The sequence below is a fragment of the Eleftheria terrae genome (genome assembly GCF_030419005.1).
Lineage (GTDB): Bacteria > Pseudomonadota > Gammaproteobacteria > Burkholderiales > Burkholderiaceae_C > Caldimonas > Caldimonas terrae.
This window is the reverse complement of record NZ_CP106953.1, coordinates 466,152-491,019: the sequence shown is the minus strand read 5'-3', so window position 1 is coordinate 491,019 and position 24,868 is coordinate 466,152. Positions and strand designations below refer to the sequence as shown.

The following is a 24,868-nucleotide window of genomic DNA, read 5'->3' as shown; positions in this document are numbered from 1 at the left end:
CCGCAAATTCCCCCTGGGCCAGGTTTTTAGACGGGGACGATCGCCTCCAAATAGAGATCGGCCACGGTCCGGCACTGCTCAGTGTAGGCGTTCCCCGTGTTTCTTTTCATCGGGCCGCGGCGAGACTGCGAGAGACGTTTTTAGAGAAACGGCGGCAAAAGAGAGTCGAGCTATACCGACCCCTCAGGGCTGTACCGGCTGACCCGCAAGGTGTTCACGGCCGCGCCGGGACGCTTGCGCCCCTAGCAGGCTGCTGAAATTCTGCGCTGAAGCACCTACCTCGACCCGCGAGCTGATGGAGTTTCGGTAGCTGCCGTCGCAAGGAGTGTCAGAAGGGCCATTTCCAGGCCGGTTCGCCCCTGTGGAGGGCCGAGTTGCGCACCTGCGCTGCTCATCTGGCGCCTTGCAGACGGACCTGTCCCAGCGAGCGCATGCGCACCAAGTTGTAGGCCGCCATGTTCAGCACGAACAACTGGTCCACCTTCTTGAGTCCGCGCACCATCACCTGCCGGATCGAGCCGATGGTCTTGGCCCACCCGAAGGCCTGCTCGATGCGCTTGCGGCATTGCATCGACAACGCGTACCCGTCGGTCTGGGCGATCTCATCGGGCACCGCCGAGCGACGCCCCGACTTGTTCTGCGCCACATGAGGCTCGACCTTGAGCTGCTGCAACTCGGCGATGAACTGCGCCGCGTCGTAGCCCTTGTCTGCACCCAGCGTGATCTCTGCCTCGGGGTTGACCTGCCGGGCATCGTTGATCATGGCCCGGGCCGCCGCCCGCTCGGCATAGCCGTCTGCCTGAGTGACCACGGCATTGACGATCAGGCCGTGCCGGTTGTCCATCAGCGTGTGGCCCATGAAGCGCATCTCGCTGGCAGTCTTGCCCTTGCGATACAGGCGGCTGTCTGGATCGGTCTTCGATTCGTGCGTGTCGTTGCTGCGCGGCTGGCCCCGGAAGTCGCTGCCATCGTTGCTGCTGCCACCGCCCGCGTCGTCGTCGTCGCCGGCCTTCTTGGGCACAATGCTCTTGTGGCTGGCCCACGCCTGGATCAGCGTGCCGTCCACACTGAAGTGTTCCTTGGACAGCCAGTTCTTGCGCTCGGCTTGCGCCAGCACTTCGTTGAAGAACGCGACCACCGCATCGTGCTCGATCAAGCGCTGTCGGTTCTTGCTGAATACCGTGGGCACCCACACGTTGTCGTCCATCGATAGGCCGATGAACCAGCGAAACAGCAAGTTGTATTGCACTTGCTCCATCAGCAGTCGCTCCGAGCGCACCGAGTACAGCACCTGCAGCAACATCGCCCGTAGCAGCTTCTGCGGGGCGATGCTCGGACGCCCGCCCTTGGCGGCGTCCTCATACATGTCGGCGAACATGTCTTCAAGCTCGATCAACGCGTCGTTGACCATCGCGCGTATCGCTCGCAGCGGATGCGTGGCCGGCACGAAGTCGTCCAGCTTCTTGACGCTGAACAGGCTCTCGGTGAAGGTGTCGGGACCGCGCATAGGTGACAACAAGATTCAGGTTCGGGTGCTGGGTGACACTGTGCCGCATCTCCGCCAGGATGCGCTGCCGACGGCGAGGTATTTCAGCAGCCTGCTAGTGGGAGGCCGAGCGCCTTGTGGGCCGAGAAGACCTGCTTCAGAACCGATAGGCATAGATCTTGTTGGTGGGGTCCGATGGCGGAGCCGGCCCCCAGCGCGGGAATACCTGGGCACTGTAGACGAGGATGGCCTCGCCGCGACGATTGATCGCCACATGCTCCGACATCAGCCGGGGCTTGTCTGCGACCAGCTTCCAGGGAGTCCAACCGTTCACGAAGTCGAACCGTGCGTAGGCCAGGATCGGTTTGTGCGGGTCGTACGGGCCGTCCATTCTTTTGTTGATTTGCGCCGTTGCCACGGCTTGACCTTGGTCGTTCATGGCCATGCGGATCCGGTATCCGACCCCCATGCCGCCCAGATCGGCCAGGTTGCCAATCGCCGCCTGCGGCGTGGACCAAGGAGTGCCCTTGCGGGAGGCCGACCATTTCAGTTGCCAGTGCGCGGCCATGATCGGTTGCTCCACCCACATCGCCAGGGCGTTGCCTTGAGAGTCCATCGCGAGGGCAGGTATGCCGACCTGCGTACCTGGGGCGTTGACCCGCACGCGATTGCTGCGCATCCCGTTGCCGGTGGTGTCCAGAATGAAGAGCTCCAGGCTGTGCTGATCGCAACCACCCCGCTCGTCGTCACCGGCCACCATCGTTGCCACCGCGTAGTTCGTCGGTGAGGTCGCGGCAAGCAAGGGCGAGGTATTCCAGGAAGAACCGAGCATGCACAGGTTGCCGTGATAGGTGGCCAGCGTGACGGGTGTGGCCTGCCCACTGACGGGAGAGACGACGGCTGCGCGAAGATCCACGCCTTGAGGCTCTTGCTTTGCCCCTGTAATCCAGAAGAATCGTCCCGTCCCGTCGCGATTGGCAGCGAAGTAGGCGAAGCGCGCCGCGTCGTCCGGCCGGGTATCGAAGGTGACTTCCTGGGCACCGGCATGCGGCTGTTGCACCACGACGAAGTGCTGGGGCTGCGTCGGGGTCCTCTCGGTATATGCACTGAATACGAAGGACTGGTTCTCCAGCAGGGTGACGTCAGCGCTGACTGATGTCTCCCAAACGCCCTTGATCTCGCCCGTGCCTAGCTCGTAGACGGTCGGCTCCCACGCGCCAGAGGAAAGAAAGCGAACGGATTTCGGACCGGGCTTGAGGTGGGGTGGCCGGGGATCAGGGCCGTTATCCGTTGCCCAGGTGAGCAGCGCGTTGCCGGCGGCGTTCACTTGCAGCTTGTAGCCATAGGCGGTGCTCGGGCTGTCCGCTTGCGGCAGCGGCCGCTCGGTACCCCATCGGCCAGGGGCATCCGACATATTCCACACCGTGATGGCATGGGCCTGCGTGTCGAGCTTTTTCCTCCAGACTGCCAGCGCCCGGCCGTCGTCCATGAGGGTCACGTCGGAGAAAGAGAAGGAGAACTTGCCATCGACGTTGGGCGGACTGTCCGTGCCGATCACCACCGTGCCGGGAGCGTGTCCGTATTGGCCCAGGCCATCACGCAACCGGTCTGACTCATCACCTTCGCCTCCGCCTCCGCCACAAGCGCTGACCACCACGGTCGCAGCCACGACAAGGGCTGAGCACCTTTTTCCCATCTACACTCCCTTGCAATGCTGTGTTGTAAGGGGGGAGACTGTAGCCGAATCGCGGGCGCCCTTGGAGGTCAGATACCGTCTTGAAGGCCTCTGCGCACACCTCAGTGGCTGTGCGTCCAGTTCTCGATGTCCAGTGCTGCCACACGGCCGAAGTGGCGACAGTTATTGGTGATGAAGACTGCGCCTGCCGCGATGGCGTGGCGGGCAATCATCGCGTCCATTGCGAGGATAAATGTACGCGGCATCGTATGGACCGGAAGGTCCGCTTTCGCTGCTCAGCGGGTATCGGCCGAAGTTCATCGAAAGGCCGCAACGGGTCGAGATGCGACAGTCGCGACTGGCAGCCAGGCGATTGGTGATAGCGGGCTCTCCAGTGTTCTGTCTCTGCTCCACCAGCGCGTTGCGCAACCGCTCTCTTCGACACACGCGTAAGTGCTTGATCCGGAACGACTTCTGCGAAGGTCGAATCGAGAAAGTAGCTTAAGATTTTTAGAGAAAGAGGGGCAAAAGAGAGTCGAACTCGGCCTCTAACGGGCGGCGAAGGACAGGGCATCGACCTTCGCAAACCGGCCGGAACCCCGCACCGGCGCGGGAAACGCCCAAACGAAAACGCCCAACCGAGAGCGGTTGGGCGTGATGTTCTGGTGGAGGAGAAGAGGGCTATGGCGAACCTTCCTCTTAAGGTGAGCGTACGGCCGGGGCGCCTTGACCGGACCTACCCTCCACGCCGGCACAATGACTGCTTTCCGTCCCAGGGCGACGTCGGCTTTGCAGCGTGAGCGGACCTCGGAAATGCGCTACTGGATGCCTTTGATATCTTCTTGTAGCCTTGCGGGCATGCGACCCAAGACGGAAAGACAGTTGCGGCAAGACGCCCTTCTGAAGATGCTGCGGGCGCGCAGCAATGTCATACCTGCGGTGTGCAGATCGGAGAGTGATGCGCCCGAGCACTCGTACGCCGTAAGGATGATGACGCTCGACGACGAAGGTGGAGTCATCGATGTATCGCAGAACACCCTTACGCCGAAGGCTCGAAGCTCAGAAGAGCTACGACAGCTTATCCTGCAGCTCATCGAGCGGGCGGAACTGGGTGATGTTGAATGCGGACAGCCGCCTCGGAGAGTAGGTAAAAAGGAACTGGAAGAGTTGGAGCTTTTGATTGGTCTTCCCGTCTTCAGCTATCGGACGGCGTAACGACAGTCCAAAAAGGACCGCTTCCAGCCTGACGCTGATCTGCTCCAAGATCGGGGACACGCTGGAGGAAACAAGTGAACCTACTGGAACTTCAATCTGGCCGCGTGCTGCGGGACTATTGCCATGTTGAGTGGTACGAGGTCGATGAGCTTGCGCGTGACGTGGCGTCTAGCAGGCTGCTGAAATACCTCGCCGTCGGCAGCGCATCCTGGCGGAGATGCGGCACAGTGTCACCCAGCACCCGAACCTGAATCTTGTTGCCACCTATGCGCGGTCCCGACACCTTCACCGAGAGCCTGTTCAGCGTCAAGAAGCTGGACGACTTCGTGCCGGCCACGCATCCGCTGCGGGCGATACGCGCGATGGTCAACGACGCGCTGAGCGAGCTTGAGGACATGTTCGCCGACATGTATGAGGACGCCGCCAAGGGCGGGCGTCCGAGCATCGCCCCGCAGAAGCTGCTACGGGCGATGTTGCTGCAGGTGCTGTACTCGGTGCGCTCGGAGCGACTGCTGATGGAGCAAGTGCAATACAACTTGCTGTTTCGCTGGTTCATCGGCCTATCGATGGACGACAACGTGTGGGTGCCCACGGTATTCAGCAAGAACCGACAGCGCTTGATCGAGCACGATGCGGTGGTCGCGTTCTTCAACGAAGTGCTGGCGCAAGCCGAGCGCAAGAACTGGCTGTCCAAGGAACACTTCAGTGTGGACGGCACGCTGATCCAGGCGTGGGCCAGCCACAAGAGCTTTGTGCCCAAGAAGGCCGGTGACGACGACGCGGGCGGTGGCAGCAGCAACGATGGCAGCGACTTCCGGGGCCAGCCGCGCAGCAACGACACGCACGAATCGAAGACCGATCCAGACAGCCGCCTGTATCGCAAGGGCAAGACTGCCAGCGAGATGCGCTTCATGGGCCACACGCTGATGGACAACCGGCACGGCCTGATCGTCAATGCCGTGGTCACTCAGGCAGACGGCTATGCCGAGCGGGCGGCGGCCCGGGCCATGATCAACGATGCCCGGCAGGTCAACCCCGAGGCGGAGATCACGCTGGGTGCAGACAAGGGCTACGACGCGGCGCAGTTCATCGCCGAGTTGCAGCAGCTCAAGGTCGAGCCTCATGTGGCGCAGAACAAGTCTGGGCGTCGCTCGGCGGTGCCCGATGAGATCGCCCAGACCGACGGGTACGCGTTGTCGATGCAATGCCGCAAGCGCATCGAGCAGGCCTTCGGGTGGGCCAAGACCATCGGCTCGATCCGGCAGCTGATGGTGCGCGGACTCAAGAAGGTGGACCAGTTGTTCGTGCTGAACAGGGCCTGTCCGATTTTTTGTGTGTGAGGCGCTGAAGGCTGCTCAGCAAAGTGAGCGAACCCGAGCCGCATCTTAAGCGGCGGTCTTGATGAAGCGGTCGCCGTAGGCGATCGCGAACTGGTTCATGGCCTCGCGCCATTCCTTGGCAGCGCGTCCCCAATCGGCAGTGATGTTGCGCAGCGCCAGCCAGATCAGTTTGGTGGCGGCATCGTCGCTGGGGAAATGCCCGCGCGTCTTGATGATCTTGCGCAGTCGGGCGTGAACGCTCTCTATGGCGTTGGTGGTGTAGATAACCCGGCGCACCGCTGGTGCAAAGGCAAAGAAGGGAATCACTCGGTCCCAGTTGCGACGCCAGGCGGCGACCACCGTCGGGAACTTCGTGCCCCACGGCCCAGCTTCAAAGGCATCCAGTTCGTGCGCCGCCGCTTCAGCACTGACGGCGGTGTAGATGGGCTTGAGCGCAGCGGCCAGCTGTTTGCGGTCCTTCCAGCTGGCGAAGTCCAGGCTGTTGCGGATCAGGTGCACGATGCAGGTCTGCAGCGTGGTCGCGGGGAACACCGCCCCCAAGGCCTCGCCAATGCCCTTGAGCGCGTCAGTGACGGCGATCAGGATGTCGCCCACCCCGCGGGTCTTCAGATCGTTGAAGACCTTGAGCCAGAACTTGGCGCCCTCGGTTCCCTCGATCCATAACCCCAGGATGTCGCGGCTGCCGTCGGGCAGCACCCCAAGCGCGAGGTAGATGGCCTTGTTGCGCACCACCGCATCCTCTCGGATCTTGACCCGTAGGGCGTCGAAAAACACCACCGGGTACATCGGCTCCAGCGGCGGGCTCTGCCAAGCGGTGACCTCTGACATGACGGCGTCGGTGACCGAGCTGATGAACTCCGGTGACACCTCGGTGCCGTATTGCTCAGCAAGGAACCCCTGGATCTCACGCACCGTCATGCCACGGGCGTACATTGCGACGATCTTGTCGTCAAAGCCGGTGAAGCGGCGCTCGTGCTTGGGGATCAGAACCGGCTCGAAGCTGCCTTCGCGGTCGCGCGGCACCTCGATGCGCAGCGGCCCATCCTCGGTCTGCACGGTCTTGGCGCTGGCGCCGTTGCGCTGGTTGCCGGCGTCTTCGGGCTTCGCAGCCCCAGGCGGGTAGCCCAAGTGGTGCGACAGCTCCGCGCCCAGCGCGCGCTCGATCAAAGCCTTCTTGAACGCCATTGAGGCGGCCTGAACCGCCTCGGCACTCATCGGGCCCTTGACGAACTGGTCCACGAGCTCCTTCGGGATCGTCGGCAGCGCCGCCGCCGGCGGCTTCTTCTTGCTTGGCATAGATGTTCCTCTTCGACATGCTATGCCTCAAACACAAAAATCCTGACAGGCTCGTCATGGCTGGTCATCTCCGGGCCGTTGTCCATGCGGATTGACTTCGGCGGTCCGTACCACTCGATCAACCGATCCAGCGTCCTGATCAGCAGCGTCGAAGGGATGGACTGCGACACCTCGATGGCCAGCGCTTCGCGGTTGGCCTCGTCGATCACGTTGAGCGTGCGGAACCGCCGTCCGTCGTACAGCACGTCGTGCATGAAGTCCAGCGCCCAGCCGTCGTTGACAAAGCCGGTGGCCGCCAGCGGGACCGGAACTCGTTTGGGGATGCGTTTTCTCGTGCGCCGCGGGATGTTCAGCCCCAGCTCGCAGTACACGCGCCAGACCCGCTTGTGGTTCCATGGCCGGCCATCCAGGCGCAGCCGGTCGAAGCACTTCCAGAACCCCCAGCGGCCGTTCTTCTCCACCACGCCGTTGAGCGCGTCGATGACCTCGGCATCCTTCTCCTGGGGTAGTACCGGCGTCTTGTAGTACGCCGCCCGCGACAAGCCTGCAGCCGTGCAGGCTCGCGCAATCGACAAGCGATGCTCGGTCACCATGACCTGCACCACCTGCCGCTTCGCGGACGGCGTCAGAACTTTTTTGACAGCACGTCCTTGATGGCCGCGTTCTCCAACGCCAGGTCCGCGTACATGCGCTTCAGCCGCGCGTTCTCGGCTTCGAGTTCGCGCATGCGCGTCAGGTCCGATACCGTGGCCCCAGCGTACTTGCTCTTCCACGCGTAGTACGTCGCCGCGCTGATGCCGTGCTTGCGGCACACCTCGGCCACCAGCATTCCGGCTTCCCCTTCCTTCAAGATCGCCACGATCTGGCTCTCGCTGAACTTGCTCTTCCTCATTCGGCCTCTTCCTTCCTATGAGGCCGCATTCTCCAGAAATCGGTTGTCTACTCACAGGGGGAGCTTACGAAGTCGCTCACCCACAGCTGGTTGGGCCGGTCCGCCCGGAACACCCTGTTGACCTTGTCGAACGGGCACGGCGCCTTGGCATCGGCCGCCGTGGTGCGAACGCGCTTGCCTCGAATCACGCCGCGAAGACCCAGCCTGCGCATCAGGCGCTCGACGGTGCAGCGCGCCACCTTCATGCCTTCACGCCCGAGCTGGCGCCAGACCTTGTCGGCACCGTAGACCTGCCGGTTGGCTTGCCAGACCCGATCGATCTCCGACATCAACTGCGCACCGCGCTGCGTGCGTGCGCAGCAGCGGCCCGGCTCGCGCCGGCGCATCGCATGGCGTCGGTATCCCGACGGGGCGATCTGCAGCACCCGGCAGATCGGCTCGACCCCGAAGTCACTCCGATGCGCGTCGACGAACGCCTTCAAGACTTCGTACGGCGGTCGAGCTCCGCCTGGGCGAAAAACGCGCTGGCCAGCTTCAGGATCTCGTTGGCCCGGCGCAGCTCCTTGACCTCGCGCTCGAGCTCCCTCACGCGCTGCGCCTCCGCGGTCGTTGTGCCCGCGCGCGTACCGGCCTCCACCTCTGACTGCTTGACCCAAACCAGCAGCGTCTGCGGCACGCAGCCAATCTTCGGCGCGATCGATTCGACTGCGCCCCATAGCGACGGGTACTCCCCGCGCGCTTCCTGCACCATCCGCACTGCGCGCTCGCGAACCTCAGGTGAGAACTTGTTCGACTTCTTCATGGCTCCATCTTCTCAAGAGTTGGAGCCTCCACAAATCTCGGGCGATTCAGTCTGCGAATCCCACAGATGAGCAGCGCAGGCGCGCAACTCGGCCCTCCACAGGGGCGAACCGGCCTGGAAACGCCCCTTCTGACACTCCTCGCGACGGCAGCTACCGAAACTCCATCAGCTCGCGGGTCGAGGTAGGTGCTTCAGCGCAGCATTTCAGCAGCCTGCTAGACGGAACGTCTCGGCGTTATCAAGAAAACGGTCGCACTCGAATGTAAACGCATGGCATACGGTCGCACTGCCTTCCCGTTTCTCCAACAAGCCGGAATTTCCGTTGCCTTACTCGCTTCTCCTGGCATCAATCAAGCGCTCAATATGAGCTGTGAGCCCAATTAGATCGTCGTGTGCGACAGGCCCGAACGATGGGTCTGTTGCGGCAAGATACTGTGCTGCCGTGATTCGGGACTGCTCGGCGAGTGCTTTTACTTCAATCATTCGCTTCGGGCAAATAACCCAATTTGTCCCGCTCAGCAATTCCCTTTGCCTTCCTACCATCGCCCAAGGAATTAACCCTTCATAGCTTTGCACTGCTTCCTGCAGCAAAGCAACTACGCGTGGATCTTCAATCTCAAAACGGAAGTGCACTGTGGGAGGAATATGGGACTGATCGACCGTGATGAACTGCGGGCCCTCAAGATAGCTAACGATCCTTCCGGTTCTTTTTCTCCACTCAGTAGACGAGATACTTTCAATCACATCAAGAATATCTATCGGCTCGGTCGTATTCATACTGTCACCGCAGACCTTTCAGCTTGTCGGAGATTGTGATGCCCTCGGGGTTCGTCGCCCTCATATGCTGCTCCCAGTCTCCCTTTGGGATCGGCTCTGGGGACAAGCGAGGATCATATACGTAGCGTCCGTCCGTATAAATCTGGTGATACCTCTGTTGGATCGAAAGTTGACCGTTTTCGTATACATTCAGGTTGTTCTTCCGCTTCGGGGTCACCTCTAGGATCTGACCCTTACCGCCGGAGGCCCTGTATAAGCGTTCGGCGATTTCTGAGCAGTCGACACAGTCGAGCTCGTTCACCAGCTTGGTGATATGGGGAGTCCGCATCGCCTCGACCACGGCTACGTCTGGAGGGAATGTTTGATTCGGAGAACGGGGCGGTCGCTGCATTCCGGGTAGAGGCTGCGACGGCGCTTTTGCCGTGCCTTTTCCCCCGTCGGTATCGATGAGGGACAAGCCAAGTACCGCTCCGAACATCACCGGGTTCGAGGCGAGCTCATGGCGTACATACTTATCGACGGGCTGCTCTGACCCTTTCCCTTCTTGGATCCGTGATATCGCGGCTCCAAGTTGCTGTTCCGAGAACGGTGCGTCAGAGAGTGTTCGCAGGAAACTCGCCGCCGCCACGTCCGGAGTCAAGCGCCCCGTGGCCGCATCCCGTGCCTGTACATAGAAGGAGCGCTCAATCCGCCGATCGGCCACGCAGTTGGGATCGCCGCCGCACATTGCAGCAATCTTGTCGTCGCTCAGCAGCTTCGCTTGCGCATCCAGCATCGCCACGGCATTCGAGCAGCTGGCGGGCCCCTTGCAGTCTTCGCCGGCCCGCAGGATCGCCTGCTGCACCTTCGGGTCCAGGATCTTGCTGTGGTGCTGCAGGTAGTTGTTGCTCGTCTGGGCCAAGCCGGCCGCCGCGCCAGCTGCGTTGCCGGCGGCCGCACCGACGGCCGCTCCAGCGACCATGACCAAGGCGTGCTTGATGGGCTCCGGCGCATCGAGTGCGGCAATCTGGTCACCGATGACCGGAACAGTGGCGGCACTCGCGGCCGCACCTGCTGCGCCGGCGCCGCTTCCCGTGACAAGGCGACCGACCAATGCGTGCGCTGCAACGCGATAGACGCCGCCTTCTCCCCACTTGCCGGCTTCATCGACCAGAGCCTGCCGTTTCACAGGATCAGTGACCTGTGCTGCCTCCACCAGCAGCTCACGTTGCTTGTTGTCGGCATACTCCCCCAAGGCCTTTGGCATTCGGCGACTGGCCTCTGCGGTGATCTGCACACCCAGCTGCACCTGGTCCTTGAGCAGCTCACCATCCCACTCCTTCTTCAGGCCATTGCCAGCATCGATGCCACTGAGGACCTTCCGATCCACCGCCGCCACCGCTTGCTCAGCCGATCCACCGGTCAGCGCCTTCTGCTTCGCTTCATCGCCGATGACCACCTGCCCCTGGCTGATGCCAGCCGTCGTGACGCTCCGCTGCGAGCCGCTCTCGCTCGCAATACCGGCGGCCGTCCCGTTGGACTTCGTGTCGAACCCCTGCACCGCCACACCGTCGCCCACCGGCTTTGCCATTGCCTTGCCGCTGTCCGACGAACTCACGCTGCCACCGCCGCTCAGGCTCACCGCGTCAGCGCGGTACGAGTCCCGGTTGACGATGTCCGAGGTCGTCAAAGTGCCCGTGCTCAACCGGTTGCGCTCGGCCTCCACCGCCTTGCCGCTGCTGGCGATCACGCCGCCCTTCAAGTCGGTGTTGCCCTTCACCGCCACGTCGAAGCCGCCATCGCGGGCCTGGATCCCCGACTGCTCCTGCACGCTGGCGTAGTCCGCCTCGACCTTGGCCCGGCCGTAGCTGCCGCTGGCGCTGAAGCCCATGCCGGCCGTGACGCTGCCACCGGCGTTCTCGTTGCGGCTCTTGAAGCTGCTCGTGTCCTGCAGGCTCTCGATCTTCAGGTCGCCACCCACCTGCGCCTGCACCCGATCTCCGCTCACCACCGCCCCTCGCACCGTGGTGTCGGTGCCCGAAGCGAGGCTGGCCGTCTTGCCCGCTTCGATGCGGGTGTGGGTGTGCACCACGTCCTGCCCATCGGCCTTGCCGCGCGCCGCACTGGCACTGGCCGTCACGCCGAAGGCCGCGCCGCCTTGCTGCCCCACGCTGATGGCCACGCCCACCGCGGCGCTGGAGCTCTTCTCGCTGCTGCGCTGCGTCACCGTATTGCGTGCCGCCAGCAGCCGCAGCTCGTCCTCGGCCTGCAGCTTCACGTCCCCGCCGGCCTGCACCTGGCTGCCTTGCACGGTGAGATCGCTGCGCGCCCCGTCCCCGCGGGCACTGATGCGCACGTCACCCCCCGCCAGCAACCGAGAGCCGGCCGCCGTGGACTGCTCATCCGTGCGCCGGTTCTCGCTGCGGCTGGAGCCCACCGTGAGGCTGACGTTCAGCGCCTCGCCGCTTGCCGCCTGGCTGGCCGCCTGCGCGGCGTCCTTGGCCGCCATCAGCGTGGTCGCTGTGCCGAGCGCCTTCATGCGGCTGTCCTGCACCTTGCTGGTGGCCTCGGCCGCCTGGGCGGTGCTCTGCAGCGCCGCAATGACGGGGCTGCTCACCGAGACGCTCAGGCCGCTTTGCTTGAAGCGCTGCTCGGTCTCGCTGCGCACAGCCTCGCGTGCTTCGACGATGTCCACCCGCTGCGCCGCGATGTCCACGTCACCTTGCGGGGTCACCACGTCGCTGCCCGCTTGGCGATAAGCGCCACCCGCCTTGATCGTCACCGAGCCGTTGGTGGAGCCCACCGTGGAGCGGGCGGCCGTGGTGACGCTGGTGTCGGTCGCCGTGCTCTTCTGCTGCTTGCCCAGCGTCAGGCTGCCGCCGCTGCTGAAGACGCCGCTCTTGCGCTTGTCCTTCAGGTGGCTCTCGTCAGTGAGTTCCTGCACCGCCTCGACCACCACGTCGCGCCCGGCCTGCAAGGTGGTGCCATGGGTGGACGCAACACCCGAGCCGCGCACCGCCAGGTCACGCCCGGCCTGCACGCTCACGGTCTCGCCGCTGAGCGTGCTGCCTTGCGACGTGGTCTGTGCCACCGCATCATGCGTGGTCGTGCGGGTCTTGCTCGTCAGGCTCTTGCTCACGTAGTAGTGCGCCTGCTCCATCGACTGGCTCGTCTGCGCCGCCTCCAGCGCCACATCCCGGCCCGCCGCCGCTGCGATGGCGCCGGCCGAGCTGCTCACGCTCGCGCCGCGTGCCGCCAGGTCCTGGCCGGCCTGCAGGCGGATGTCGCCCGCCGCCTGCACGACCGAGCCGACCTCCTGGCTGCTGGCTTCGCGATGCCAGTTCTTCGCGTTCCAGTTCGTGCTGTGCTGCTGGTGGGTGGCCACCGTGCCAAGGGTCAGGTTCCGGCCCGCGGCCAGCAGCGTCTGGCCGGCTTCGCCGGCGTTGTTCACCTGGGCGGCCTGCAGGTTCAGGTCTCGCCCGGCGGAAGCCAGCAGCAGCGCCGCCGGCTGGCTCACGTAGAGCCCCGCCACCCGGTCCAGGCTGACCCGGCCGCCTTGTGCGTACTCGTTGCTCGCCGTGGTGCTCTGCACGGTGAGGTCGCGCCCCGCTGTCACCTCCAGACGCTTGCCGGCATCGATAACCCCGCCCAGGTTGCGCAGGTCTTCGCTCGCCTGCAAGGCCACCTCGCCGCCGCTGATGCGGCCGCCCAGGTTGGCGATGTTCCCGGCGTTGATCTGCACCACCCGCCGGCCGGCAATGGTGCCGCTGTTGTCGAGGTCGCCCTGCAGGCGCAGGTCGATGTCGCGCGCGGCGATCAGGCTGCCGTCGCCCGTCACGTCGCCCGGCTGCACTCGCACATAGACCTGCGGCACCAGCACCCGGGCGGAGCCGCCATCGGCCAGCGCCACCTCGCGCTCCACCAGCCAGACGATGTCGCTCGTGAGTTGCGCCATCTGCTCGGCGCTCAGCGCCACCCCAGGCCGCAAGCCCCATTGCCGGGCCACCGTGGCGCCGTTGTTCATCAGCGCCCGGTACTGCGCCTCGTCGTCGGCATAGCCGTCCAGGAAGCGCCGCCCGGTCAGCTGGGCCACCTGCTCGCGCAGCAGGCGTTGTTCATAGAAGCCGTCGCCCAGGCGTTTTTGCACCGCGGACGGGTCGGCGGCCAACTGCTGCAGCAGGTAGTCCGATCCCAGCCATTGCTTCTGCTGGGTGAAGCGGGGATCGGTCTCGACGAGGTAACGCGCTCCTGGCTCCGGTCGGGTGAGGAACAGGCTGCTGTTGGGCAGCACCAGCGGTGGCGCAACGGTGCGCACCACCAACGGTGTGGGCGTGCCGGCACTCGCCGGGCCCGACACCGCCACGGCCGGCGTGGCCGCCGCCGGGGGCAGGGGTGCGCCAGCGCTTCCCGGTGCCTGGCTGGCGGATGCCGGCAGCGAGCCGGCCGGACCGGCGTTCACCGTTTGGCCGGAGGAGGCGACGACGGTGCCGATGTGCGCCGGCACTTCGACGATCTGGCCGATCCTGGCACTAGCATTCGCGCTGCCGGCCTTGTCGATGGTCGCGCCCACCGGCTGCACCGGCGTCGCCACTGGCGCCTGTCCGCCGTAGCCGGGCGTGGTGTGCGTCTGCACCTGGGCCACGCCGAGCTCCACGCTAAAGGACTGCTCCGTGTGGTGCGGCGCCCAGCTGTACTTGCGATCATCGCTCGCAAAATAGGTGTGCACCCGTCCGCCGTCCCGCACGGCCCGGCCCTCGGCTTGCGCACCGACGTTCTGCACGCGGCCAACGTCACCACTGAGGGCGCCACCCACCACCACCTGGCTCTTGTCGTTCACCAGGCTGCCGTGCAGCACCAGGTCGCCCCCCACCGAGAGGCGCGCGGGGCTCGACTGCTGCACCACCGGGGTGTGGCGCGATTCGCTCACGTCCAGGTAGTCCCACACCGCCACGCGGCGCGAGTGCACGTCGGCCGCGAAGGCCTCGATCTCGGCGTTGAGCGCGACATAGCGCGCATGGTTGCGCTGCTTCCACGCCGCATACGCCTGCTGGTCGGCCGAGCAGTCCGAATTGCAGGGCGGCGCATAGGCGGGCGGTTCCGCGTCCGGCTTCTGCACGCGGAACAGGTCCCACAGCGGGCTGGAGGGGCCGTAGCGGTAGGTCTCGGGCGACTGCAGTTCACCGCGGATGTACCGGTCGGGCGAGAAGGCCGCCTCCGGCACCCGGTGCAGGCCGCCAGCCGGGCCGAAGCGGGAGAACGGGTAGCGCTCCGACGGCAGCAGCAGGTACTTGTCGTCGACCTCGCCGAGCGGGGTGCCGTCGTTGAAGAAGGTGCTGTCGTCCAGCGTCCACAGCTCCTCGCTCTCGCGGGTGCTGCGCTTCTTGGAGAAGATGACCTCGGCGTTGCTGTACTCGCGGCCGTTGACGAGGTGCACGATGCGCCGGCCACCGTCTTCCACCCGCGTGGCGGTGCTGAAGTGCTCGTTGCTGTTGCGCAGTTCGCCGACGTCGAGCCGGGCGCTGCCCAGCACCTCGATGCTGGCGCTGTGGTTGCCGAAGCTGCCGGCCTGGCCGGTGGCGCGGTCCTGGCTGTCGAGCGAACCGCCCAGCGCCAGATCGCCGCCGCTGAAGATGAGTCCGTGCTCGCGGTTCACGCCTGTCTGCACGCCGAGGTCCAGGCGCTCGCGGGCAGCGATCGTCGCGGCACGCTCGCCCTCGGCATCGTTGCGCAGTGATTGGGCCTCGATCGCCAGCTGGCTGCCGTAGAGGCGGCCGGTGCCCAGGTTGTCGAGCTGCGTCGCATCGATACGGACACGTTCTCCGTCGATCAGGCCGCGGTTGGTGAGCGTGCCAGCCACTTGAAGGTGGGTGGTGCCCGCTGAGATCTCGCCAGCGGCCTGGTTGTCCAGGTGCTGCGCCGCGATGTCGAGGCGGCCCCCGGCGGTCAGGCTGCCGCTGTTGAGCAGCCGGCCGCCGATGGCCACGCGGCCGTCGCGCGTGGCGCGCACTTCACCGCTGTTGTCGAAGTCACCGGCGAGGTCCAGCGACAGGTCGCCTTGCGACAGCAGCCGCCCGTCGCCGCTCAGCTGCGCCGCATTCACGCTCAGCGACTGGCCCGCCAGCAGCGTGCCGCCCGTGTTCTTGATCGCCAGGGTGGGTGGCGACGCACTCACGTCGGCGGGCGCTGTCTCAGCACGTTCTGCCAGCCTGAGCGATCCGCCCGAAGACATCCGGCCTTGCGAGTTGTCAATGCGGCCGCGGCTCACCACTTGAAGCTGCTCGTCGGCCCGGATGGCGCCGCCCCGGTTGTCCAGGGTCTCGGTGGTCAGGGTCACCGACCGGCCTTCCAGGCCCTTGTCAGCACCGCTGCCCGTCTCGCGGTTGTCGATCGTCTTCGCGTGGACTGCCAGCGTCGCGCCCGACCGCAGCAGGCCGGCCGTGTTGACCAGGGCAGTGCCCTGCACGCCCAGGTCCTGCAGCGCCTGCATCTGCCCGGCGCGGTTGTCCACCGCGCCGGTGGCTTGCACGTTCAGCGCCTGCTCGCTGCTGATGACGCCGGCCAGGCGGTTGTCGACAGCGGCAGCCGTGACGGCCATCGCGCCACGGCTGCCGATGAAGCCGCCCTGGTTGTCCAGCAGGCCGGTGTCCAGCGTGGTCCGTCCCTGGCTGCTGATGCCGCCCGTAGCGCCCGTGCCGGTGTTCACGAGGCGCTCGCCCTGGGTGGTGACCTGCAGGTCCCCGCCGGCCTGCAGGCGACCGGCGTGGTTGTTCAGCTCACCGCTGCGCACCGTGAGCGCGCCCTGGGCGGCCAGGGTGCCGCCGGCGTTGTCCAGCGACTGGCCGCGTGTGTCGATCTCCACCTGCCCGGCGGTGACGGTGCCTTGCGCGTTGAGCAGGCCACCGGTCTTCAGCACGGTGCGCTCCCGGCTTTGCAGGCGGCCGCCGGTGTTGTCGGTACGGCCCTCGGTGCCGATGTCCAGCTGGTCGCCCACCGAGGCGACCGTGCCTGCGCGGTTGTCGAGGCGGGCCGCCTGCAATGTCACGGCGGCTTGGGCCGCCAGTGTGCCGCCGGCGTTGTCGATGGTGCCGGCCGAGGTGACGGTCAGTGCGCCGCCGGCCGTGAGCTGGCCGTTTGCGTTCAGCAGCGCCTGGGCGTCGAGCTTCGCGTGGCCCGCGCTCAGGATCCGGCCTTGCGCCGAGTTGTCCACCGTCCCGCTGGCGTGCAGCGACAGGCCGGCGTCGCCCGCGGCCTGCACGGTGCCGCCGCGGTTGTCCAGCTCACCGGCGTGCAGCGCCGCCGCGCCATTGGTGGCGATGAGGCCGCGCCGGTTGTCCAGCCGGGCTTGCACGTCGATGCTGGCCGCCGCGTTTCCGGTGGCCACCACGTGGCCGTCCACATTGCTCAGGCTGGCGGCCGCCAGGCTCAGGCGCTCGGCGTTCATGCGGGCACCGTCGTGCACCAGGGCGCCGGCAGCCACCGCCAGTTCGCCGTTGCTCGCCATCTGGCCACGTTGGCCATCGAGCTGGCGCGCCTCGATCTGCAGCCGGCCCTCGCCGGCGTGCTCGATGCGCCCTTCGGTGTTGATGAGTCGATCCGCCGCCAGGTGCAGCGACGCCGCATTGCCCGCGATGCGGCCGCCGGTGTTGTCCAGCGTGCCGGTCACGACGAGTTGCGCCGGGCCCTGGCCGGTTTGCGCCAGGTCGCCCCGGGTGTTGTCGAGGTGGCCGAGTTGCAGCTGCAGCTGCTGGGCCGAGGCCCGGCCACCCGCGTTGTTCCAGCCCGCGGTGGGGCTGGCGTGGGCGGACACGGCGAGCGTGCCGCCCGCCGTCACCCGGGCCGCCTGGGTCCCCACCTCACCGGTGGTGGCGGTGAGCGTGATGTGGTGAGCCGCTGTCTGGCTGCCGGTGAGGTCGAGGTGGGTGCCTTCGAGTTTGAGATCGCCGGTGGCGAGGTGCTGGCCCTTGCTGGCGAGGAGCCCTGTGGTCGTCGCTTCCAGCGTACCCTGACCGGTCAATCGGCCATCGGCCCCCAGGCCGGCAGCCAGCACTGCTGTTCCCTGGTTGACCATCTCGCCCGCCGTCAGGCGGGTGTCGCCGCCAGCAGCGAGGATGCCGGTGTTGTCGAGCCGTGCGGCAACGGCGGCCTGCAAGCGGCCGACGGCGTACAGGCTGCCGCCATTGTTCAGTCCGGCAGCCTCCACCTTCAAGTTGCGGCCGGCCTGCACTTGCCCGCGGGCGGTGTTGTCGAGGTGGCCAGTGAGGGCCAGTTCGGCATCGCCGGCCAGGGCCTGCAATCGGCCGTCCGCGTTCTGCAGGTCGCCTGCCTGCACCGCCAGTGACTGCCCAGCCGCCAGCAGCCCGCCGCGGTTGTCCACCGCGCCCTGTGCCTGCAGGTGAAGCGTCTGCTGTGCCGTCAAGCGGCCTGCCTGGTTGTCCAGTGTGCCGGCCGAGACCGTGGCGGTGGTGCCCGCCTGCACCGCACCCGCTTGGCTGTTGTCCAAGCGGCCCAGCACGTCGAGCTTGACGGCGCCCTGAGCAGCCTGCACGGTGCCACCCCGGTTGGCCAGCTGCGACGCCGCGATCTCCAGCGAGGCGCCGGTCGCCTCTGCAACGACCAGGCCGCCGCTGTTGTCGAGCCGGCCAGCCGTTGTCAGCGACACGGCAGCTTGCACCGACTGCACCCGACCACCGGCGTTGTCGATGCGCGCTTGTGCCCCCGTCGTGGCCAGCGTCACCGGCCCGCCGGCAGCCAGCGTGCCGCCGCTGTTGTCCAAGTGCTGACCGGCCTGCACGTCAAGGGCGGCAGCCGCCGTGACGCGGCCGTGCTCGGCGTTGTTCAGCGTGGCCGCATGCAGCGTGGCACTGCCGGCGCTTTCGATGCGGCCGGCGGCATTGTCGAGCCGGCCTTGCACATCGAGCCGCAGCCCCTCGGCATGCGCCGACTGCAGCTCACCACCGCGGTTGTCCAGCTGCCCGGCACGGACAGCGAGCCGGCCGTTGCTTGCCATGCGGCCGCCGGTGCTGTCCAGCGTCTGCGCCACCTCGACGGTGGCGGGCCCGCCGCCGGTGTGCAACAGGCGCCCCTGCCGGTGGCTCAGCGCCTCGGCCTGGATGCCGACCTGGCGTGCCTCCGTGGTCGCGCCGTCGAGCGTCACCTGGCCGCCGCTCAGCGCCAGGGTGCCGCCGCTCAGCAGGGTGCCCTGGGCGCCTTCGATGACGTTGGCCCGCACGCTCAGTGTGCCGGCGCCGGCGTGCTCGATGCGGCCCTTGGTGTTGTGCAGCGCGCCCGCCTGCAGCCGCAGCGATTCGGCCTGAGTGGCGATGCGCCCGCCGCTGTTGTCCAACGTGTCGGCCAGCTCGATCTGCAGGGCGGTGGCGCCGGTCTGCAGCAAGGTGCCACCCCGGTTGGACAGCGCCTGTGCCTGCAGCCGCAGCTCATCGGCCTGCAGCGTGCCGGCGTCGGTGCGCACCGTCTGGGCCGCCTGCAGTGTCACGCGCTCCGCCTGCACGCTGGCGCGCCCCAGGTCGATGTCGCCTTGCCGGGCGGTGAGCGCAATCGTCTTGGCAACCGTCTCGCTGCCCGACAGGTCGAGCCGCTGGCCTCGGGCCGACAACGCCTGCGCCGCCACGTTGCGGCCCTGCGCCACCAGCGCTTGCGCGGCCCGCACGGCGAGGTGGCCGCTGGCCCCCAGGCGGCCGTCGGCCTGCAGGCCCGCGACCAGCAGGCCGCCTGCGTTGTTGCGCACGTCCTGCCCGCTATCGAGGGACACGCTGCCTGCCGAGGCCATCACGCCGTCGTTGACCAGTTCACCGTGGGAGGCCACCGTCAGCTCGCCACCGGCATGCAGCCGCCCGGTGTTGCTGACCGCGCTGGCCGAGACCTGCATGGCCTCGCTGCTCCTGAGGTCGCCCGCGTTCTCCAACCGGCCATCGGCCGTCACCACCAGCTGCCCTGAGCTCGCCCCCAGCGTGCCGGCATTGCGCACACCCACGCCGGCCTCGGTGCCCACCAGCCGGATCTTGCCGGCATACATGCCGCCCAGCTGGGCCACGTCGATGGCGAAGGCCGGCTTGGTGCCGTCGCCGGCGGCCGGTGTTGCAGTCGCGCCGTCGGCCGCCACCCGGTTGGCCCCGGTCGTGACCTGCAGGGTGTTGGCCCACAGTCCCGCGTTGACCTGCACGGCGCGGGCGATCAGCTCGGTGTAGTCGGCCTGTGTCGCATCCAGGCCGGCGCCTTCCACGCGCAGCGTGCCCCGGCCCACCAGGTAGCCGTCCAGCCGGCCATCGGTGAGCACCGGCGTGCCGGTGGTCAGGGTCGCGCGGCTGGCATTGATGAAGCCGCAGCCGTCGCAGGTGATGCCGGCCGGGTTGGCGATCACCACCTGCGCCCGCTGGCCGGCCACTTCAAGCCAGCCGCGCAGCTGGCTCGGGTCGGCCGCGTTCACTTCATTGAGGATGATCCGCGCCGGGCCCTTGGCGAGCCAGGGATTGCCCTGCACCCAGCCGCCGAGCTGGGTCTGCACGTGGGTGCGCGAGTTGTTCAGAATGGCGCCCTGCCGCTGCACGTCGAAGCGGCTGTAGGTGTTGCGGGACACGCCGGCCGCGCTGGGCGCCTGGATGTTGACCAGGGGCACGCCATTGGCCGCGTTGAGCACGGTGGGCCGCTGCTGGCGCGGTGCGTTGGGGTCGCCGATGATCTGGGCCTGCGCGGGATCCAGCAGCAGGCCCAAGCTGCCGATCACCACCATCGCCGCAAAGGCCACCGGGCTCAACGTGGCGCCGAGCGTGCGCGTGGAGCCGCCGGGCCCGTCCGCCTTGCCATGGGCGCTGGCGGTCTCGGCGACGGCCATCAACAGCCCGCGGGCTGCGTTGTAGACGATGCGATAGAGCTGCTTGTTCATGCGCTTGTTGTTCGTGTCAGGGACAAGGGCAAGCCGCCGCACGCCGCACAGCGGCGGGTGGCTGCCGACGGTCGCTCAGAGCGACCAGTTCAGGCTGAAGCCGGTGACGGTGTGGGCCGCCTGGAAGCCGGCCGGTCGGGCGACCGGGGTGCCGGCGAAGGCGTCGTAGCTGAAGCCACGCCACCCGCCCCGCAGGCCGAGCACCGCCCCGGTCAGCCGTCGGCCGACCAGCCAGGCGGCGGACGGCCCGCTCACTTCGCCGTGGTCCAGGCCGAGGTAGGCCTCCTGGCCGCTCGAACCGAGCGCCAGGCCGATCTCGTTGCGCAGCAACCAGCCGCGGTCGGCCGACAGCACCGTCTCGCCATCGAAGCCACGCACCGTGTAGCGCCCGCCGATGGAGAAGCGGTCCTGCGGCACCAGCGGAGTGCGGTTCCACTGCGCGCGCCAGCTGCTGCTGTAGCGCAGCTGTTGTGGGCCCCAGGGTGTGGTGACCTTGGCACCGCCGGACAGGCCCAGCTCGGCGCTCATGATCTTCATGCGCGCGCTGCCTTCGCCGAAGGACTGCTCCGGGGCGGCCATCGCACCGAAGGCGCCGGTGCCGCGCCGGTACGCCAGGCGGGCGTCCAGCGTCGCGGTGCCGATGAACTCGCGGTGGCTGGCCGCCACCTCCCAGCCCGCCGTGCGGCGGCGCTGGTTCTCGACCTCGGTGTCGTCGATGTGGTTGCGCGAGGCGCGCAGCCAGCCCCGCAGTGCCGCGGTGGTCTTGCGCACCGCGTCGCGGTACACCACGTGCGAGAGCTGCAGCTCGGCATTGCGGCTCTGGCCACTGTAGAGGTAGGTCTCGTAGGGGCCGGCCACCGCCTGCCGGTAGTGGTTCTCGCTCAGCGTGGCCCCGAGCAACCAGTAGCCGAACGGCAGGGAGTAATGGGCGGTGTAGCCCCGGGTGCCGCGCTCACCCGTCTCGCCGCCACCCAGGTCGTGGTTCAGGCTGAGGTAGAACAGGTCGTTGAGGGTCCACCAGTGGTCATAGGACAGCGTGACGCCCCCCTGGTAGGGGCCGGTGGCCCGGGAGCCGCCGTCGTCCACCGACAGCGCCAGCCGCAGCGGCAGCGCCTGGCGCCAGCGAATCACCAGGTCGCTGTCGCCGGGGCCCGCATCGGCGGCGGTCGAGGGCTGGATCTCGATGTCGGCCTCGGCCGTCGGCACTCGCTTGAAGTTCTCCAGCGCCTGCTCGATGTCGCGCAGGTTGAGGACGTCGCCCCGGGAGACCGGCACGGCGTTCCAGGCGGTGGCCCGCCCACCGGCTTCGGCATCGAAGCGCACTTGCCGCACCCGGCCGGGGACGACCGTCAGCACCAGCTCTGCGCTTTTGAGGTCTTGCGGCGCGGCCAGCACCCGGGTGGTGACGAAGCCGCGCTCGACGATGGCGTTCTGCACCTGCGCCATGACCGCCGCGATGCCGCGGGCACCGAGGCAGCGACCCACCGCGCGATCCGCGCCGCCGATGACCGAGGCCAATGCAAAGCCGAAGCGATCCGCCGATTGGCCGACCAGGCGAACGCGCTCGATGCGAAAGCACGGCGTCTCGGGCTGCGTCCAGTCCGGCTCGACGGTGGCAGGGCGGGGCAGGCGCACGTCTGGCCGCGTCTCCTGCTGCCTGCGCAGTTCTCGCTCGCGCTCTTCTCGCAGTTGTTGCTCGCGGGCGCCGGGTTCAAGGGTCGATGTCTGCGCCCAGGAAGAGGAGGCGGCACTCATGGCGACCAGGACCGCCGCCGCTGTGCCGGCCATATGCCCTCCCACGCGGGATGTGCGGCAGTGGCGCATGCCGGAATGCGCGCGCCGCGTGTTCGAAACTCTCATCGTTGTTCTTGCTTCGCGCCTTCGAACGACGCCGGCGTCGGGCTGACCCATACCGGCCGTTAGCCGGTGCAGTGCCAGTGCGCCGCACATGCCACGCGCCCACAGCAAAGCTGAGCGGAGGACGGCGACAAGTCCGAACGTCGAGCGTGAATGTGTCAAATAGTGACGAGTCTATCGAGTCGAAAGCCAACCAATGAGGAACTAGTTGGCATTTCGAGGGTGCCTTCCTGGTACAACCCCTCGTCTTGGGGAAGGCGGATCCATGTATTGCGCCAGGCAGCCATGGCGACTGCTGCGGACCCACGATCAAGCCGCAAGGGCCAGCCCGACCCGACGGGCGAAGCGGCCTTCGCTGCACGGCGCGCTTCCCACGATTCCCGGCGCCTCGTCCACGCCGGGTGGCTGGCCCCGTGTCCAAGGCTCTGGCGGTTCTTGCCTTCCACGATGCCCTCGGGCGCGGGCCATCGCGCCACTGAGAGGCAACACGGTGATGCGCTGGATCGGACGTCATGGAGAGGTGTGGCGGAGCGGCAGCTGGGGATCGCTCCATAACCGACAGCGTCGTCTGTGCGCCAAGGACCTGTGGGACAGGGACAGGCGGGGCTTCTGGCGCGGGGCGCCACATCGAGCTGGGCCTGCCGGTGTATGGCGTGCACTGCTAACGGGAAGTGCATCAAGCCAGCTTGAAGGAAGCCCGCGGTGAGGTCCACTGACCCATGCGTACCCTCGCCACCACAGCTTCGGAGCGTGCCGAGCCGTCGGGTGACGACATCGACAGTCGTCGGTAGGCCCGAGCGTTGAGCAGGCGCCGGTCTGCCGATCGCTAGGAGCCATAGCGCGCGTCCTGGTATCGCCATTTGACCGCCCCTATACCTCAACCCGAACCCGCCCTGTGGCCTCGGACTCAACGATGCGGTGTCCGTGAAACCGGGTCGACTCCAACTCCAACGACTGTGGCCGGTGACCGAAGAACCGCTACACTCGCCGGCGCTCGCGCGCAACGGCGCCAGGAACTCGTCCAAGCGACGCTAGGCGGCCAGCGACAAACACTCAGATGGTCCAGGCTACAGGCCTATGCCCGCACAGAGTGAGCGAGGGCCGGGGCGTAGCCCAAATCAACCAGTCTCCCGGGTCGCCTCCCCCAGCTGACAGTACAGCGCAGGACCGCAAAGCTTATTCATGTCTCTTTCGCCGCCGAGCGGTTCGGCTTCTTGGCGTTTGGGCCAATGCAATGGCGTGATCGCGCCTCGATGATGACGTGGACACTTTGTAGGAAAAGAATGAAAACGACGTTTACTCAACTCGCGCACCGCCTCGCCCTGTTGACGCCCCTGTTCTTGGCTGCATGCGGCGGGGGCGGCTCCAGCTCCAGCTCTCAGGAGCAGGTGCCGTCGACGCCGGCCCCCCCGCCCGCGGCAGAGCCTGCACCTTCGCTCCCACCTCGCAACCAAGCGCCCTCTCCGTCCCCCGCGCCCGAGGCGCCACCGGTAGCACCGCCCCCACCCGCCCCCGCGCCGGCCCCTACGCCCCCCCCTGAAGCGCCTCCAGCTCCCGCCAATGTCATCGCCACGGACGTGCAGTCCTTCGTCGTGATGCAGAACCGCTACCCGGGCCGGTCCATCACGGGCAATCAGGTCGAACTGGACTTCGCACTTCACGGCATGAGTTCAGGGTATGAGTTGGAGTTTGTCAGCGGCTCTCTCAGGGGTGGCTACTACCTCAGCCCGCTCGTGGTTCTGCCTGCACGTCTCAAGGCCTCCGCGTCGTACGACGTCGAGCTGAACGGCTTCAAAGTGAAGGGCTCTGAAAGCAAAGGCGCTCCTCCGGCTGACACTGCCCGGCGTTACTTGGCGTCGGTCCAAACACTGGTGGACAGCGGGATCGTCCACGTGGGCATGGGCAACTGGAAATACTACGGCGACTACCAGAGCGGCTACTTTTCGGGTGAAAGGCAAGTGGTTGGCAGCTTCGTGTTCGGCACGCCGACGCCGGTAGCGCAAGTCGACGCGGTGAAGAGCGGCAGCTACGCGGGCCACAGTCACGGCACCGCACAGCTCTATTCGTTTGACATGTCATGGTTCGACCGGTACGACCAGTCGACAGCAAAAGCGAACATTACCTACGACGCGACAACGCGCAGCGTGACCGTGACGCTGCTCGACTTCCAGGTATGGCTCACGTCCCTCTACTCCACACCCTGGGCCACATGGGACCCATCGGATGCAAGTTCGACACTCATCACGTCGTTGAGCTGCACGGGGACGGTCCCGGTGAACGCCAACATCTTCACATGTGCTTTTGCAGATGATCAGGGATTCGTGCAAGGCAAGTTTTTTGGGCCGAACGGCAGCGAGATTGGTGGCACGTTCAACTTTCGCGGCGTGTTCCATGGGGGACCCGACGAGGCAGTTGCCGGGGCGTTTGTGGCAAAGCGGAACTAGCTAGACGCTTACGTCCTCTCGGCAGCGGCTCCAACCCATCCCCCCGCCCTTCCCAGGGAAGGGGGCGAGTCGCCCTCTGCCATGTGCGGTGCCAGGCCTTCAACGGCCAGGCACTGCACACGGCGAGCATCGGTGGGCGCACCACCGCGTCAAGGGCAAGCCCTCACGGGCGGCCGGTGGCCGGCCTGGACTCGGATGCTGCGCT

Annotated in this window: 10 protein-coding genes, 2 pseudogenes and 1 other annotated feature; of the genes and pseudogenes, 3 read left to right on the top strand and 9 right to left on the bottom strand. The window is 66.7% G+C overall.

Annotation, left to right across the window (positions count from 1 at the left end; genetic code table 11):
- Positions 1-391 precede the first annotated feature (391 nt).
- The 3 genes from N7L95_RS28895 to N7L95_RS28885 all read right to left on the bottom strand — a co-directional run bounded on the left by N7L95_RS28895 (position 392) and on the right by N7L95_RS28885 (position 3,427).
- A complete protein-coding gene (locus tag N7L95_RS28895; protein ID WP_301261065.1) occupies positions 392-1,507 on the bottom strand; it encodes an IS5 family transposase in 1,116 nt (371 codons plus the stop codon).
- A 136-nt stretch (positions 1,508-1,643) separates the two neighbouring features.
- Positions 1,644-3,155 (bottom strand): hypothetical protein, encoded by a 1,512-nt coding sequence (locus N7L95_RS28890; RefSeq protein ID WP_301261064.1) that lies wholly within the window; start codon positions 3,153-3,155, stop codon positions 1,644-1,646.
- A 128-nt stretch (positions 3,156-3,283) separates the two neighbouring features.
- Positions 3,284-3,427: a PIN domain-containing protein gene (locus N7L95_RS28885; RefSeq protein ID WP_363324902.1), complete on the bottom strand. Its 144-nt coding sequence runs from the start codon at positions 3,425-3,427 to the stop codon at positions 3,284-3,286.
- A gap of 724 nt (positions 3,428-4,151) precedes the next feature.
- On the opposite strand from N7L95_RS28885, the gene N7L95_RS28880 reads away from it, so the two are divergent.
- Both N7L95_RS28880 and N7L95_RS28875 read left to right on the top strand, forming a co-directional pair.
- Positions 4,152-4,376, top strand: coding sequence for a hypothetical protein (locus N7L95_RS28880; protein ID WP_301261063.1), 225 nt, complete (start codon positions 4,152-4,154; stop codon positions 4,374-4,376).
- 266 nt (positions 4,377-4,642) lie between these two features.
- Positions 4,643-5,716: an IS5 family transposase gene (locus N7L95_RS28875; protein WP_301261062.1), complete on the top strand. Its 1,074-nt coding sequence runs from the start codon at positions 4,643-4,645 to the stop codon at positions 5,714-5,716.
- Positions 5,717-5,761: 45 nt separating this feature from the next.
- Here N7L95_RS28875 and N7L95_RS28870 read toward each other — a convergent pair whose 3' ends face one another.
- The 6 genes and pseudogenes from N7L95_RS28870 to N7L95_RS28845 form a co-directional block, all read right to left on the bottom strand.
- Positions 5,762-7,012, bottom strand: a complete 1,251-nt coding sequence (locus N7L95_RS28870; protein WP_301261061.1) for an IS256 family transposase — start codon at positions 7,010-7,012, stop codon at positions 5,762-5,764.
- A gap of 56 nt (positions 7,013-7,068) precedes the next feature.
- Positions 7,069-7,904 (bottom strand): annotated as a pseudogene (locus N7L95_RS28865) (IS3 family transposase); the annotation flags it as partial.
- Positions 7,905-7,972: 68 nt separating this feature from the next.
- Positions 7,973-8,706 (bottom strand): annotated as a pseudogene (locus N7L95_RS28860) (IS3 family transposase); the annotation flags it as partial.
- Positions 8,312-8,428, bottom strand: a sequence feature (AL1L pseudoknot). Its footprint overlaps the pseudogene before it by 117 nt.
- A 327-nt stretch (positions 8,707-9,033) precedes the next feature.
- Positions 9,034-9,483 (bottom strand): hypothetical protein, encoded by a 450-nt coding sequence (locus N7L95_RS28855; RefSeq protein WP_301261060.1) that lies wholly within the window; start codon positions 9,481-9,483, stop codon positions 9,034-9,036.
- A gap of 4 nt (positions 9,484-9,487) precedes the next feature.
- The gene (locus N7L95_RS28850) at positions 9,488-20,362 is read right to left on the bottom strand and encodes a two-partner secretion domain-containing protein (RefSeq protein WP_301261059.1); all 10,875 of its coding nucleotides are present in this window, start codon (positions 20,360-20,362) and stop codon (positions 9,488-9,490) included.
- Positions 20,363-20,437: 75 nt separating this feature from the next.
- Positions 20,438-22,117: a ShlB/FhaC/HecB family hemolysin secretion/activation protein gene (locus tag N7L95_RS28845; protein ID WP_301261058.1), complete on the bottom strand. Its 1,680-nt coding sequence runs from the start codon at positions 22,115-22,117 to the stop codon at positions 20,438-20,440.
- A gap of 1,679 nt (positions 22,118-23,796) precedes the next feature.
- On the opposite strand from N7L95_RS28845, the gene N7L95_RS28840 reads away from it, so the two are divergent.
- Entirely contained in the window at positions 23,797-24,663 is an 867-nt protein-coding gene (locus tag N7L95_RS28840; protein ID WP_301261057.1) for a HupA family protein, read from the top strand.
- Positions 24,664-24,868: the final 205 nt, after the last annotated feature.

Coding starts and splice junctions, on each gene's coding strand:
- N7L95_RS28895 (WP_301261065.1), bottom strand. CDS start 1,507: ATGCGCGGTCCCGACACCTTCACCGAGAGCCTGTTCAGCGTCAAGAAG.
- N7L95_RS28885 (WP_363324902.1), bottom strand. CDS start 3,427: ATGCCGCGTACATTTATCCTCGCAATGGACGCGATGATTGCCCGCCAC.
- N7L95_RS28880 (WP_301261063.1), top strand. CDS start 4,152: ATGACGCTCGACGACGAAGGTGGAGTCATCGATGTATCGCAGAACACC.
- N7L95_RS28875 (WP_301261062.1), top strand. CDS start 4,643: ATGCGCGGTCCCGACACCTTCACCGAGAGCCTGTTCAGCGTCAAGAAG.
- N7L95_RS28870 (WP_301261061.1), bottom strand. CDS start 7,012: ATGCCAAGCAAGAAGAAGCCGCCGGCGGCGGCGCTGCCGACGATCCCG.
- N7L95_RS28855 (WP_301261060.1), bottom strand. CDS start 9,483: ATGAATACGACCGAGCCGATAGATATTCTTGATGTGATTGAAAGTATC.
- N7L95_RS28850 (WP_301261059.1), bottom strand. CDS start 20,362: ATGAACAAGCAGCTCTATCGCATCGTCTACAACGCAGCCCGCGGGCTG.
- N7L95_RS28845 (WP_301261058.1), bottom strand. CDS start 22,117: ATGAGTGCCGCCTCCTCTTCCTGGGCGCAGACATCGACCCTTGAACCC.